Source organism: Hydrogenophaga sp. A37 (genome assembly GCF_002001205.1).
Lineage (GTDB): Bacteria > Pseudomonadota > Gammaproteobacteria > Burkholderiales > Burkholderiaceae_C > Hydrogenophaga.
The window spans coordinates 1-13,670 of sequence record NZ_MUNZ01000071.1; the positions used below are offsets into that span (position 1 = coordinate 1).

General features: G+C 64.7%; 14 protein-coding genes. 5 read left to right on the forward strand and 9 right to left on the reverse strand.

Translation table 11 applies throughout. From position 1 onward, the window contains the following. Window positions 1–121 precede the first annotated feature (121 nt). Complete coding sequence (locus B0E41_RS05085; RefSeq protein ID WP_077329609.1) at window positions 122–1,084, forward strand: phosphatidate cytidylyltransferase; 963 nt, start codon at window positions 122–124, stop codon at window positions 1,082–1,084. Window positions 1,085–1,160: 76 nt separating this feature from the next. Further along, window positions 1,161–2,570 carry a DUF2130 domain-containing protein gene (locus tag B0E41_RS05090; RefSeq protein WP_077329611.1) on the forward strand — a complete coding sequence of 470 codons (1,410 nt, stop codon included), beginning with the start codon at window positions 1,161–1,163 and terminating at the stop codon, window positions 2,568–2,570. A 547-nt stretch (window positions 2,571–3,117) separates the two neighbouring features. Here the strand turns inward: B0E41_RS05090 and B0E41_RS05095 are convergent. From B0E41_RS05095 to B0E41_RS05110, 4 genes are all read right to left on the reverse strand, one after another. Further along, complete coding sequence (locus B0E41_RS05095; protein WP_077329613.1) at window positions 3,118–3,753, reverse strand: ImmA/IrrE family metallo-endopeptidase; 636 nt, start codon at window positions 3,751–3,753, stop codon at window positions 3,118–3,120. A gap of 22 nt (window positions 3,754–3,775) precedes the next feature. Next, window positions 3,776–4,135, reverse strand: coding sequence for a hypothetical protein (locus tag B0E41_RS05100; protein WP_077329615.1), 360 nt, complete (start codon window positions 4,133–4,135; stop codon window positions 3,776–3,778). 460 nt (window positions 4,136–4,595) lie between these two features. Further along, window positions 4,596–5,309, reverse strand: a complete 714-nt coding sequence (locus B0E41_RS05105; RefSeq protein ID WP_077329617.1) for an RES family NAD+ phosphorylase — start codon at window positions 5,307–5,309, stop codon at window positions 4,596–4,598. Between the two features lie 12 nt (window positions 5,310–5,321). Next, on the reverse strand, window positions 5,322–5,717 hold the full coding sequence (locus tag B0E41_RS05110; protein ID WP_077329619.1) for an antitoxin Xre/MbcA/ParS toxin-binding domain-containing protein: 396 nt from the start codon (window positions 5,715–5,717) through the stop codon (window positions 5,322–5,324). A gap of 289 nt (window positions 5,718–6,006) precedes the next feature. Between B0E41_RS05110 and B0E41_RS05115 the strand changes: the two genes are divergently transcribed. The 3 genes from B0E41_RS05115 to B0E41_RS05125 are packed head-to-tail and all read left to right on the forward strand — an operon-like array spanning window position 6,007 to window position 8,440. Next, window positions 6,007–6,465: a hypothetical protein gene (locus B0E41_RS05115; RefSeq protein ID WP_143433677.1), complete on the forward strand. Its 459-nt coding sequence runs from the start codon at window positions 6,007–6,009 to the stop codon at window positions 6,463–6,465. A 12-nt stretch (window positions 6,466–6,477) separates the two neighbouring features. Further along, a complete protein-coding gene (locus tag B0E41_RS05120) occupies window positions 6,478–7,287 on the forward strand; it encodes a DUF2145 domain-containing protein (RefSeq protein ID WP_253194623.1) in 810 nt (269 codons plus the stop codon). A gap of 46 nt (window positions 7,288–7,333) precedes the next feature. Then, window positions 7,334–8,440 (forward strand): zinc ribbon domain-containing protein, encoded by a 1,107-nt coding sequence (locus B0E41_RS05125; RefSeq protein ID WP_077329624.1) that lies wholly within the window; start codon window positions 7,334–7,336, stop codon window positions 8,438–8,440. 22 nt (window positions 8,441–8,462) lie between these two features. Here the strand turns inward: B0E41_RS05125 and yiaA are convergent, their stop codons facing one another. From yiaA to B0E41_RS05150, 5 genes are all read right to left on the reverse strand, one after another. After that, on the reverse strand, window positions 8,463–8,906 hold the full coding sequence (yiaA, locus tag B0E41_RS05130) for an inner membrane protein YiaA (protein ID WP_077329626.1): 444 nt from the start codon (window positions 8,904–8,906) through the stop codon (window positions 8,463–8,465). 32 nt (window positions 8,907–8,938) lie between these two features. Beyond that, window positions 8,939–10,132, reverse strand: coding sequence for an MFS transporter (locus B0E41_RS05135; protein WP_077329627.1), 1,194 nt, complete (start codon window positions 10,130–10,132; stop codon window positions 8,939–8,941). 48 nt (window positions 10,133–10,180) lie between these two features. Beyond that, the gene (gene tgt / locus B0E41_RS05140; protein ID WP_077329628.1) at window positions 10,181–11,347 is read right to left on the reverse strand and encodes a tRNA guanosine(34) transglycosylase Tgt; all 1,167 of its coding nucleotides are present in this window, start codon (window positions 11,345–11,347) and stop codon (window positions 10,181–10,183) included. Window positions 11,348–11,499: 152 nt separating this feature from the next. Further along, window positions 11,500–11,871, reverse strand: a complete 372-nt coding sequence (locus tag B0E41_RS05145; RefSeq protein ID WP_077329629.1) for a c-type cytochrome — start codon at window positions 11,869–11,871, stop codon at window positions 11,500–11,502. A 134-nt stretch (window positions 11,872–12,005) separates the two neighbouring features. Continuing rightward, a complete protein-coding gene (locus tag B0E41_RS05150; protein ID WP_077329630.1) occupies window positions 12,006–13,292 on the reverse strand; it encodes a PQQ-dependent sugar dehydrogenase in 1,287 nt (428 codons plus the stop codon). Window positions 13,293–13,670 lie beyond the last annotated feature (378 nt).

Consider the following 13,670-nt stretch of genomic DNA (forward strand, 5'->3'; position numbering starts at 1 on the left):
GCCGATGGCGCCCACCATGATCCACCAGGCATTGATGCGCGAGCTGAGGTTGTCGATGACGGTGTGCGGCGCCCCCCTCAGCGCCCGCGAGCCGCGAAACCCAGACACCCGGGAGCGGCGCATGAACGCAGACACTTTCTTTCACCTCTTCACGCCTACGGGCTGGTTGTTCGTCGGCGTCACGGGCGTGCTCGTGCTCGCCTCCAGCATCGCCGCCATGCTCAAGTGGCGCGTGGCCCACGGCGCGCCGCACACCGTCATCGACAACCTCAGCTCGCGCATCAATGCCTGGTGGATCATGGTGGGCGCCATCGGCATCGCCTTCCTGTTCGGCAAGAACGGCGTGGTCGTGCTGTTCTTCCTGATCTCGTTCCACGCGCTGCGCGAATTCCTGAGCCTGGCCTACACCCGGCGCGGCGACCACACCGCCATGGCCGCGGCCTTCTACGTGGCCCTGCCCATGCAGTATTTCCTGGTGTGGACCGAGTGGTACGGCATGTACTTGATCTTCATCCCGGTCTACGCCTTCCTGCTGCTGCCCATCCTCGCGGCCACGGGTGGCGACACCCAGCGCTTCCTGGAGCGCGCCTCCAAAGTGCAGTGGGGCCTGATGGTCAGCGTGTTCTGCATCAGCCATGTGCCGGCCCTGCTCACGCTGCCCGTGACCGGTTTCGAAGGCAAGAACATGCTGCTCATCGCCTTCCTGGTGATCGTGGTGCAAGGCAGCGACGTGCTGCAGTACATCTGGGGCAAGCTGCTGGGCAAACACAAGGTGGCGCCCGTGCTCTCGCCCTCCAAGACCTGGGAAGGCCTCATCGGCGGCGTGGCCAGCGCCACCTTGCTGGGCGCGGCCCTGCATGGCATCACGCCCTTCTCACCGCTGCAGGCCGCCGGCATGGCGCTGCTGATCTGCCTGATGGGTTTCTTCGGTGGCCTGGTCATGTCCGCCATCAAACGCGACCGTGGCGTGAAAGACTGGGGCAGCATGATCGAAGGCCACGGCGGCATGCTCGACCGCACCGACTCCGTGATCTTCGCCGCGCCGGTGTTTTTCCATGCGGTGCGGTACTGGTGGGTGCCTTGACGCGGTTCTCTTCAACCATCGCGCAATCGCCCCTGTCATGAAATGTGCCAAGGCTGAAGCCAGGAAGAACCCAGATATGCACGACATCATCTGCCCACACTGCCGCAAAGCATTCAAGATCGACGAGGCCGGGTACGCAGACATCCTCAAGCAGGTGCGCGACAGCGAGTTCGATCAGCAACTGCACGACCGGCTGGAACTGGCCGAGCAAGACAAGCGCAACGCCGTCGAGCTGGCCACCACCAAGGTCGCGGGTGAACTGCAGAAGGCCGCATCCGCCAAAGACTCGGAAATCCAGGAGCTGAAAGCCAGGCTCGATGCCGGCGAGGTCGCCCGCAAGCTCGCGGTGGCCGAGGCACTGAGCACGGTGGAGAAGCAGCGTGACCAGCTCGCCAACGAACTGGAGCAGGCCAGGCGCGACAAGCAAGCCGCATCCGATCTGGCCGAAGCCAAACTCGTCAACGGACTGCAGCAGGCGGCGGCCACGAAGGACGCTGAAATCCAGGGGTTGAAAGCGAAGCTGGATGCCATTTCGGTGGCGCAGAAGCTGGCGATCAACGAGGCCGTGGGCTCGGTCGAGAAAGAGCGCGACGAACTGAAGAGCAGCCTCGCACGCGCGGAGCTGGAAAAACAGCTGGCCGAAAAGTCGCTCAAGGACAAATACGAAACGCAGATCAAAGACCGTGACGACGCCATCGAACGCCTGCGCGACATGAAGGCCCGCCTGTCCACCAAGATGGTGGGCGAAACCCTGGAGCAGCACTGCGAGACCGAGTTCAACCGCATCCGGGCCACCGCATTTCCACGGGCCTACTTCGAAAAAGACAACGACGCCCGCACGGGCAGCAAGGGCGACTACATCTTCCGCGACACGGACGAAGCCGGCACAGAAATCGTCTCCATCATGTTTGAGATGAAGAACGAAAACGACCGCACTGCCACCAAGAACAGGAACGAAGACTTTCTGAGGGAACTCGACAAAGATCGCAGCGAGAAGGGCTGCGAATATGCGGTGCTGGTCTCGCTGCTGGAGCCCGAGAGCGAGCTCTACAACACCGGCATCGTCGACGTCTTCCACCGCTTCCCAAAGATGTATGTGGTGCGGCCGCAGTTCTTCATGCCCATCATCACGCTGCTGCGCAATGCGGCGATGAACTCGCTGAAATACAAGTCAGAGTTGGCGCTCGTGAAGTCGCAAAACATCGACATCACCAACTTCGAAGCCGGCCTGGAGGAATTTAAGAGCGCCTTCGCGAAAAACTACGACCTCGCCTCCCGACGGTTCCAAACCGCCATCGACGAGATCGACAAATCCATCGATCACCTGCAAAAAACCAAGGACGCCCTGATGGGCACCGACCGGAACCTGCGGCTGGCCAACGACAAGGCGCAGGACGTGACCATCAAGAAGCTGACGCGCGGGAACCCGACGATGGCGGCGAAGTTTGCTGAACTCAAGGAGCAGAAACCTGCGGATGGTGGGTAGGCAGGGTCTCGGTCGTGAGTGCGTGGGGAATGGGATTTCGGTGGCGGGTTAAGGCTGGGAGCTGTCGTAAGAAGCCGGTTCGCGACCACACAGTCCCGACCTACATAGGAAAGTAGAGTACCGCTCCTGCGCGCTGCGGCTGGGTCTGCCCTGATGACGACTGTGCTCGACGATCTCTTTATAAGAAAAGGGCCTGCGTCGCCGCAGGCCCTTGTGTAGAAGGTGACCATAGTCACCCAGCCGTCGAGGACGGGTAGCCGCGCAAGGCCTAAGGCCTCACTTCTTCTTGTCGTCGTCGACCCAGAAGCGGAAGAATTGACCCTTCTTGGGGTAGATCACGCGCCCATTCTTGCGAATGGAGCGACAGTAGATCCACCGGCCATTAGGGCTATGTTCGTTGGTAGTCATTTGACACCTCAACATCAGTGGGGTTACCCGGGATTTTTCGATGCCGAGGGTGATTCATGGGTAGAATCGCGCCGTCCGCCAAGACAGCTCCCCTCGGTGATTTGGAAGACCCGCTTCACCAAACCAAAAGCCTCAAAGGTCACCCCCTTTGGGGCTTTTTCCTTTTCTCGATCGCTGATCTGATTTCCTCTTCAACACTGGGGGACATTGAGATGAGCCCCCTATCCAAGAGTTTGTAGAGGCGGACCAGGGCAGCTGAATAGCTGACGCCACACAGCTCCATGAGAGCTTGCACCGTGCCAACGCGAGAGCACGCTTGCCTGGACATCATCACGGCCGAGGTCAGTGAATTGGCCTGCCACTCGGCATCTTCATAGACCGGATGATTTCCAAGCTGTGCGCCGCGATGCAGCGTGACGTGGTGACGCAAAGCGATGTGAGCCACTTCGTGCACTGCGGTGCTAGCCGAGAAGCAGCTGCCGGTGAAAAGCCCGTCGTAGACATCCTGTCTGAGGGCGATCAGCTTGTCATCGGGAACGGTATAGCCCGCGCAGTCAACCATCTCGTGGATGTCCAGCACCCGGAAGTCGTATCCCGCGCGAGTCATGGCAATCTCAAGCAGACGCCAAGCGTCAACCTTGAAAGGCATCCCCTTCACCGTAGGGATGCCCGGAGCCAGCTCGATTGCCACGCCCTCCAACGACATGAATCCCTGGGGCGCAACACGATGGCCCCTGATCTTCAAGTCATGCTTACCGTTCTCGAATGTCGTCATGCAGTTTCCTGGTTTTTTGAACTTACATCTGGCTCTCAATCCACCGGTCAACAGAAGCGTTTACCGGTTTGCCGGCTCGCAGCGCTCGCGCAAAAGCAGCAACACGTCTGCGAGACTCGCTGGTCAAGTCTTCAACGCTCACGGAAGCCATCGACTCACTGATCGCTGCACGCAAGCGTCGAATGTCTTGAATGGGCGCGCCACACTGCGTGAAAAACACACAGGTTTCCTCGCCCACCTTCTCCGTCAATCTCTTGTCCCCGTACTCGATGCCACTGAGGTACGCGGAGCTGATCTCCAAAAAATCGGCCATTGCTTTGAGCGGCTGGTCGTACGCCAACCTCAGCTCACGGACAACTCGACCAAACGTTGTCAATTTCATTTCAGTTCTCCTGGTATTCGCCCGGCCTTTCCTCGGACCGTTGATGGTTGAACCTGACCTACCGGGCGATAAAAGTATATCTAAGTTCTTCTCCATTTGGATAACTTTTTTTCTGTTCAGAGCAGTTGCACAGAACCCGACCCGGAAGGAAAGTCAAAAGAACGACGCTGAGTGCAGGTGAACGTCTGCGGTAGCGGGTACACAGCACCAACTGAACAGATTTTTCAGCGGGGAGGTTAAGCCCATGGCCGCAGGCATCGCCTGCATTGCTCTGGGCCACTCAAATGGCCAGCGGCTTCTTGGTTGCTCGAATGCCAGCTTTGCCGCATGACGATGAACTGCGCTGCGACCACCAACGACCGGACTCGCTGCAAAGCGACCTTAAAGACTCAAGATGCGTTCCGTCCAAGACTGCCCAGTGCCAATGGCTGCCGCCGCTGGCAACGGGTCTTCAGCGTCGTCAAAGTCCCGCTGCACTCAACGTGATCCACGTTGCGCCGGGCTGCTTTTCCACCACGATCTGCCCGCCCTCCAGCCTGTAGGTCAACTGGCAGTTGTGCCGTGGGTCGGAAAGCACGGCAGGGTTGAAGATGGCCAGGTTTTCTCCAGCAGGTCGGCGTACCGACTGCGTCAGCAGCCCGGGGTGGCCCTCGCGGTGAATCCGAGCCCCAACGGTCTGGCAAAACGTGTAGTCCGATGGGTGCAAGAGGTCTGGTTGGGCGGCCGCAGCTTGGCGGAAATCGAGCAGCGCCGCGTTGCAGGCCACCCAATACACCTTGCGCTCTGCGATGACCGCCATCTGCTCAAAGCCTGCATCTCCGAGCAAGCCCCGATACCAGTGGTAGGCCGACTCATGGACCGTGGTTTCAACCGATTCCGACCCGTACCAGACACCAAAAGAGCCATCAGAAAACCGGCTGGTCTGCCAGTGTTTGAACGGCCAGTTGATGGCGTTGAACCAATGCGCATCTTCGAATGGCCGGTCAATGATGGGCTTGTGCGATGAATACGGTGGTGGCTTGACCGCGTCTTCCACCTTCTGCGCCAGCAGCCACTCGGCTGGGTCGTCTGTCAGGTCATCGAAGAGGTCTTGCGATGCTTGCAGGGACACGATGTTGCGAGCCACATCCTGGTGAATATCGGCCAGCTTGATGTGGGCAAACAGCGAGTTCATTCAGTGGCTCGTTCAAACGCCACGCGCGCGGTCAAGGTAGCCACGCACCATCAGCAAGCCCGCAAACCCCCACTCCTTCACCACCTCGACGGGCGTGAGGTTGTCGAAGGCCTTGTTGCGGGTGGTCATCCAACGGTAGGCCAGCTCACGGTTTTGAGGAAACAGCAGGCGCAGGTTCTTGTGGATACCCAGCAAGTGGCCCACGCGCTCGTACTGGTCGCGGCTGGTGCCAATGGGTTTGCCACTGCGGTAGTTGGACAAGGCTGCCCGGTTGCTGGTGGCAATACCCAGCAGTGCTGCCTGATCCTCGGTGCTCAACTTCCAGTGGTCGAGCAAGGCCATGACCATCTTGGCCAGAGCGCCACGGTCTTGTGACGCGGTCACTTCACGTTCAGCTGTTGCGCCCATGATGGGCTCCTAGTCTTGGCTTGTTCTGGCCCAGCAGGCTAGCACAAAGTTCTTTATCAAACAAATATTGTTTTGATAAAAACAAGCTGGCATTTCGCCCACGCAGCGGAAAGCGGGAAAGGTACCGGATATCGATCCTCAAAGAGCCAACATCTGATTCCGGTACACAAGGAAGGCCTTTCCCGCTCACGCCCGCCCCACCATCCGCCCCATGTTCAACAACCCACCGAGGTTTCACATGGCAAGCACCCGTTCCCCCCTCATCGTGATGCGCGACAAGCGCCAAGGCATGACACGTTCTTTTCTGACCAAGACTTTTCTCGCCGCCGGCCTGGTGCTCGCTTTGGCTGCCGGCCCGGCGCGAGCCCAGAGCGAAGCTTCGCTGGTGCTCTCGGCGTTGCCGGTGGCGTCGGTGGTGGGGGTGGCGGGCAGTGCCGCCGCGGGCGCGGTGGCGGTGAGTGCGCTGCCGGTGGCGCTCACGGTGAGTGGCGCGGTGCTGGTGGTGAAGACGGTCGAGGTGTCTGCGCGCGGCACGGTGATCGTGCTGGAGCGGGCGTCCGACGGCGCGCGGGCCAGTGTGGAGCTGACGGGGCGCGCCGCCTCGGGCGTGGCCGCCAGCGCGGGCACGGCGGTGGCGGTGAGTGTGATCGGCACGGGCGTGCTGCTCTCGGCGGCGGGTGAGGTGCTGTGCTTCATCCCCAACGAGCTGGGGCGGGCCTTGCTCCACAACGAACGCATCACCTATTGATAGAGGGTCACCATGAACAAGACACTTCAAGCGATGCCCACCGCGCTGGCCCTGGCCGCCGCGCTGCTGATGGTGCCCGCCGCGCACGCCGGCCGCTCGTGTGAGCAGCGACCGGTGACGCCGCAGACGCTGACGCAGGGCCTGGCGCTGGCGCAGCAGACGGCGCAGGCGCTGGACGCGGAGTTCGCCCGCAGCGGCGCACGCGTGGTGGTGCTGGGCCGCGCGGGGCAGGACCTGGGCAAGTACCAACTGCGCTACTCGCACCTGGGCTGGGCCTACAAGACGGCCGAAGGGCCGTGGCGCGTGTTGCACAAGCTCAATCAGTGCGGCACCGGCACCGGTTCGATTTACCGCCAAGGCCTGGGTGAGTTCTTTCTGGACGACCTGTGGCGGCACGAGGCGGTGTGGTCGGTGCCCGCGCCCGCGTTGCAGGCGCCGCTGTTGGCGCTGCTGACCGATCCGGCGCGCAGCCTGCGCCTGCATCAGCGCGACTACAACATGGTGGCCTACGCCTGGGGCACGCGCTACCAGCAGTCCAACCAGTGGGCGCTGGAGACGCTGGCGATGGCGGCGGAGCCGGGGGTCACCAGCCGTGCGCAAGCGCAGGCCTGGCTGGGCTTCAAGGGCTACCAGCCGAGCACGCTGCGCCTGGGCGCGCTGACCCGGCTGGGCGCGAGCGCCGGTTCCGCGCACATTCGCTTCGACGACCACCCGAACGACAAGCGCTTCTCGGACCGCATCGAAACCGTGACGGTGGACTCGGTGCTCGACTGGCTGGCGCGCACCGGCCTGGGTTCGGCGCCGCAACGGATCGCGCTGTGAGCGGGTTCACAATGCCTTCGATAACTTTGTCTTGGAGGGAAACAACATGAGCAAGACCCTGCGTCTGTCCGAAAAGTGGTTCCACCGCGGCCTCTGGTTGGTGGCGTTCCTGTTTGCGTGGTTCCTGACCGGGCTGGGCAGCACCATCGTGGGCGATCTGCCGCAGGTGGAGCAGACCCGCTCGCTGGAAGACTTCATGGACCCGCAGCGCACGCCCGTGCTCAAGGCATCCATCAAGACCGCCGAACGCGCCGCCGAAGAGGCGCAAGCCGCGCTGGACCAGGCGCAGCTCAAGCTGCAGACCGCGCGTGCCGACAACCGCGCCGCGCGCGAGACCTTCGACAACTGGCTGGCGACACGCCGCGTGACGCAGCGCGCGGAGCAGGACGAAGAGGTCTTGCAGCGCACGCGTGAACTCGACGGTCTGCGGCAGGCCGAGCGCGTCGCGTTGACGGCCGTGGAAAAACAGCAGCAGGTCGCGCTGGACGCGCGTCAGGCGCAGCAGCGTGCGCAGGCCGAGTTGCGCACCCTCGAAGACGCGGCCCGCAGCACCTATGTGGACGAGCAGCGCGCGCAGGAGCTGCGCGTGTTCGGCTACCGGTTGGCGCTCACGCTGCCCTTGCTGGCGCTGGCCGGCTACCTGTTCAAGAAGCACCGCAAGGGCTCGTCGTGGCCCTTCGTCTGGGGCTTCATCTTCTTCGCGCTGTTCGCGTTCTTCGTGGAGCTGGTGCCCTACCTGCCGAGCTACGGCGGCTATGTGCGCTACATCGTCGGCATCGTGCTCACGGTGATCGGCGGGCGCTACGCGATCCAGGCGCTGCAGCGCTACCTGGAGCGGCAGAAGCTGGCCGAGGCGCAACCGGCCCAGACGCGCCAGCGCGAGATGGACTACGACCAGGCGCAGGCGCGCATGACGAAGAACATCTGCCCGGGCTGCGAGCGCACGGTGGACATGAAGGACGGCAAGACCGACTTCTGCCCGCACTGCGGCCTGTGCCTGTTCGACCACTGCGGGCACTGCAGCACGCGCAAGAACGCGTTTGCGCGCTACTGCTTCTCGTGTGGGGCGTCGGCGAAAGAGCCGGTGGCTGAGTCGGGGAAAGTTGCGGCGGATCTGCCGCCGCAGGCGCCCGAAGGCGCCGCTGCCGCCTGACGGCCGCAGCGGCTGTGCCGGTTTATTCGGCCGCTGCGCCGTCGATCTCGGGGTGGGCGCTGCGGAACTGCGCCACGTCGCGGATGTTCTTCTGCACCGCGACCGCGCCGAACAGCGCCAACAGGAAGGCCATGGCGTAGAAGCCTTTTTCGCTGGCGGCCAGCGTCGCGTTCCACAGGCCCACGGTCAGCAGCGACACCGACAGGCCCAGGGACACCCAGCACAGGCCGTAGTAGATGCCGGTGACGGGAATGCCCTCGATGCGGTCGCGCACCGACTTCTGCAGCGACACGGCGGAGAACAGGCCGTACATCAGCAGCGTGAAGTAGTAGCCCTTTTCGTTGAGCAGCATCTGGGCGTTCCACAGACCCAAGAGGTAGACCACGGCTCCGAGCAGCAGGGCGGCCCAGGAGGCACCAATGAAGGCGCCGGTGGGGCGCTGGGCGGCGTAGACGGGTGTGGGCATGGGAGTCCTCCAGGGTTGTTGGTGGCCGGACTTTACCGGAAGCCTGTAACTTTTTGTCGCTCTTCGCGCACCAGCCGCCACATGGCCCACAGCCCCAGCGCCGGGCCGAGCGCCAGCCACGGCAGCAGCGCGCCCAGGCGGGTGGTTTCAGCCAGCGAGACGAACAGCAGGATGCTCACGATGGAGATGCCGAAACCGATGCTGTTGGTGAGCGTGAGCACGCTGCCCACGGCCTGCGGCGGCGCGTTGCGCGCGGTGAGGGTAGAAAACTGCGGCGAGTCGCCAGAGACGGTGATGCCCCAGAGCACCAGCCAGCCGTAGAACAGCAGCGCGGGTGCGTCGATCACGAACGGCGTGGACAGGCAACACAGGCCGCTGATCGCCAGCTGTGTCGACGCCACGCGCGCGCTGCCCCAGCGCAGCGCCACCCAGCCGCCGCCTGCGCAGCCGATCACGCCCGCGCCCAATACCCAGAACGCGGCCCACGACAGATCGGCACCCTGCAGCCGGGTGGCCAGCACCAGCGGCACCATGACCCACATGGTGTAGAGCTCCCACATGTGGCCGAAGTAGCCCAGCACCGAGGCGCGCACGCGGGCGTCGGTCCAGAGCGCACCGAGCGCGCGCCACTGCAGCGTGCTCACGCGGGCCTGCGCGTGGGGCGGGTCGTTGGTACCGAAGTACAGCAGCAGACCACCCGCTGCGGCGAGCGCGGCCACCCCGAGCATCAGCGTGGGCCAGGGCAGGGCGCCGCTGAGCGCGCGCAGCGCGTGTGCACTGGCCGAGCCGAGCACCAGCGCGCCGATCAGCAGGCCGAGCGCAGCGCCCAGGCCCTTCGTGTACCACTGCGCCGCGATCTTCATGCCCACGGGGTAGATGCCGGCGAGGAACACGCCGGTGAGAAAGCGCCAGACCAGCAAGGCTTCGTAGTGCGTGACCATGGCCCACGCGCCCACGGTGCAGGCCGCGCCTGCGAGCGCGCAGAACAGGAACACGCGGCGCGGCGCGAAGCGGTCGGCGATGGCAAGCAGGGCGAAGACCAGCGTGCCGACGATGAAGCCGAACTGGAGCGCCGAGGTCAGCGGCCCCACGGCGCTGGCCGGCCAGCCCAGCTCACGCTGCAGATCGGGCATGACCGCATTGACCGCGAACCAGAGGGACGTGCCGGCGAACTGCGCTGTCACCAGCACGGGCAGGATGTGGCGGGGAACTTGAGGCTGCGTCATGGCGCGCAGCTTATCCGTGTGCGGTGTGGCTGTCGTGCCGCGCAGGCGTCAGACGCCGCGCGCGCGGTCGGCCTTGAACTGCGCGCGGAAGGCTTCGAAGCGGCCGGCGTCCAGTGCCTCACGCACCTCGCGCATGAGGTTGAGGTAGTAGTGCAGGTTGTGGATGGTGCTCAGCATCGGGCCGAGCATCTCGCCGCAGCGATCGAGGTGGTGCAGGTAGGCGCGGCTGAAGCCGTCGCGTCCGCCCGCGTCCCAGCTGACTCCAGCGCGGCCGGCACAGGCGTGGCAAGTGCAGGTGGTGTCCAGTGGCTGGTGGTCGGTCTTGTGGCGGGCGTTGCGGATCTTCAGGTCGCCGTAGCGCGTGAACAGCGTGCCGTTGCGCGCATTGCGCGTGGGCATGACGCAGTCGAACATGTCCACGCCGTCGGCCACGCCCTGCACCAGGTCTTCGGGTGTGCCGACGCCCATCAGGTAGCGCGGCTTGTGCGCGGGCAGGCGGTGGGGCGTGTGCGCCATGATCTGCAGCATCTGCTCTTTGGGCTCGCCCACGCTCACGCCGCCCACCGCGTAGCCGGGGAAGTCCATCTCGACCAGCGCCTCCAGCGACTCCTGGCGCAGGTGCTCGAACATGCCGCCTTGCACGATGCCGAACAGCGCGTTGGGGTTTTCGAGCCGGGCAAATTCGTCTTTGGAGCGCACGGCCCAGCGGCGGCTCATCTCCATGCTCTTGCGGGCTTCGGCCTCGGTGGTGAGGTGGCCGTTGGTCTCGTAGGGCGTGCACTCGTCGAGCTGCATCACGATGTCGCTGTTGAGCCCGGTCTGGATCTGCATGCTGACCTCGGGCGACATGAACAGCTTGTCGCCGTTGACGGGGGACGCAAAGGTTACGCCTTCTTCGGTGATCTTGCGCATGGCGCCGAGCGACCAGACCTGGAAACCACCCGAGTCGGTGAGGATGGGCTTGTGCCATTGCTCGAAAGCGTGCAGGCCGCCGAAGCTGGCCATGACCTCGCGGCCGGGGCGCATCCAGAGGTGGAAGGTGTTGCCCAGGATGATCTGGGCGCCCATGTCGTGCAGGCTGGCTGGCATGACGCCCTTGACCGTGCCGTAGGTGCCCACGGGCATGAAGATGGGGGTCTCGACCACGCCGTGGTTGAGGGTGAGGCGGCCACGGCGTGCGTGGCCTTCGGTTTTGAGCAGGTCGAACTGGAGCATGGGGCGAATTGTCGCCGAGCGCCCGACGCCGTCGCAGACCGCCCATGCCTGTCCGGAGCGCGTGCCCCATCCAGCAAGCGCCGAAGATCCGGCTTTTCCGGTCCAAGGGCGCTGTTCCCCTCGGGGAAAGCCGCGTCAGCGGCGCAGGGGGGTTACTTCAACCCGAGGATCCACGACACCAGCTTGGCGGCGTCTGCTTCGGTGATCGCCACCTTGTTCGGCGGCATGGCCAGACCGCTGACCTTGTCTTTCCAGTGGCTCTCGTAGGGGCTGGAGCCGGCCAGCACGGTGGTGGTCAGCTGCTTCTGCGCGCCCTTCTGGTTCTTGTATTTGGCCGACACGTCGCGCCAGGCCGGGCCGATGGGTGGCAGGCCGTTGGGGCCCTTGGCGCCGGGCTCGATGTGGTGGCAGGTCATGCAACCGCTGCCGGTGGCGAGTTTGAGGGCGGCCTCGTCGTCGACAGGGGCGGCCCAGGCGGGGGCGGCCAGCAGAACAAGGGACAGAGAAAGCAGGCTGCGTTTCATGGGGAGCTCCGGTGGTTTTTGAGGGAATGTCCTCAGGCTATCAGCAGGTTTTCGCTCCGGATTGATCCTTGTCAAGTTGCGCCACCTGCGTCGCAACTTGAGACACACGGTGGCCTGCACGCCACGGCGCCGGGCTACTGGGCCACGGGCGCGCTGTCGGGGGCCACCACCAGCACCGTGCGGTTGCGGTCCTCGACCACCCAGAGCCGGCCCTGGCTGTCGAGCGTGATGCCGGCGGGGTTGCCCTGCGGCCGCAGCCCGGGCATGGCCATCCAGCCCGAGACGATGTTCTCGCGCTCGCCGGTGGGGCGGCCGTCCGGGCCGAGCCGCCAGGCAACGATGCGATGCCCTTGCGAGCGGTAGCCATGCCAGACCGCGAGCAGGCGGTCGCTCCAGGGTTGCTCCGCCTGGCCCGCCGGCACGGGTGGCACGGCCAGCAACTGCAGTGGGGCCACATGGGCCGGCCAGGCGGCGAACGGCACCTGGTGGTCGGGCTTGTCGCATTGGGCGCGCTTCTCGTAGCCGCGCGCTGCCAGACTGCGGCCGGCTTCGCTGCTCACGCAGTAGGGCCAGCCGTGGTGGGTGCCGCGGCGCAGTTCATTGAGTTCTTCGGCGGGCAGACGGTCGTCGCTGTAGTCCACCGAGTTTTCGGCTTGCCAGAGGCGTTCGTTGCCGTTGGTCTTGTCCTGTGTCAGCGCCAGACCCAGCGAATTGCGCAGGCCCAGCGAAAACGGCCGGAACACCTGCAGCTTGAAATCGGGGCCGCCCAGGTGCACTTCGTACACCGCGGCGCGTGGGCGCGGGCTGGCGGCCTCGGGGCAGGGCAGGGCCTGCTGTTGCTGCCCGTCGCGGCAGGCGTCGGTGGCCGAGCCCATGTTCAGGAAGAACCGCCCCCTTCGCCCGAACACCAGCTCCTTGAGCGGGTGGGCGCCATCGCTGGGCAGGTCGCGCAGCACGTCTTCGCGCTCGATGTGGGCCAGCGGCGTGCGCCAGATGGTGCCGGCCTCGCCGATGTAGATACGCCCGTCGGGTCCTTTTGCCAGACCGTGCGGCCGGTCCAGACCCTTGGCCAGTACCCGCACGCGGCCCTTGTCGCCGGCCTGTCCGGCGGTGTTGAGTTCCAACAGGCGACCGCGGTGCAGGTCCCAGCTGCCCATGTCGGTGATCCAGAAACGCCCGGGGGCCACTTCGAGCAGGCGCCGGGGCATCAGCAGGCCGTCGCGCGCGTCGGCCACCAGGCCCACGCACCAGCCCTTGGGCGCGGTCAGCGCCACGCGCGGGTAGCCAGCGCATTGGCCCTGGGTGGCGTAGGCGGAAGCGTCGGCGGCGTGGGTCAGGGGCGTCCACCAGGCGCCCAGCAGCAGGCCCAGTGCAGACAGGAGGGGGATCAGACGGGAGGGAAGGGAGCAGGGCGGCCGCATCGCCCGATTCTAGGCATGGGCCTGGCGCGCCCAATTCCCTCCCAGCCTCTCAGTGCAGGGGCGCTGGCTGGATGATGGGACCGTTGGCTGTGGCGGGCTGCTGGGCGGTCACGGTGTCCGAGCTGTCCCAACCCCAGGCCAACAAAAGCGCCAGGCTCAGAGACAGGAGCAATGCAACACCCAGGCGGAACAACATTTCAATCACAGAGGCACTCTCGGCGGAGTTGAGGACAGGCGCCATTGTGCCCGTGGCGCCTGCGCGTCCCGCCTGGGTTCGCTGCCCCGGGGCCTCAAATGCAGCGGTCCCAGTGGAACAAGTACCACCTTTGTGGTGTTTTGACACCAACCGATGCAGGTCTTCCTTTTGGTGACGTTGCT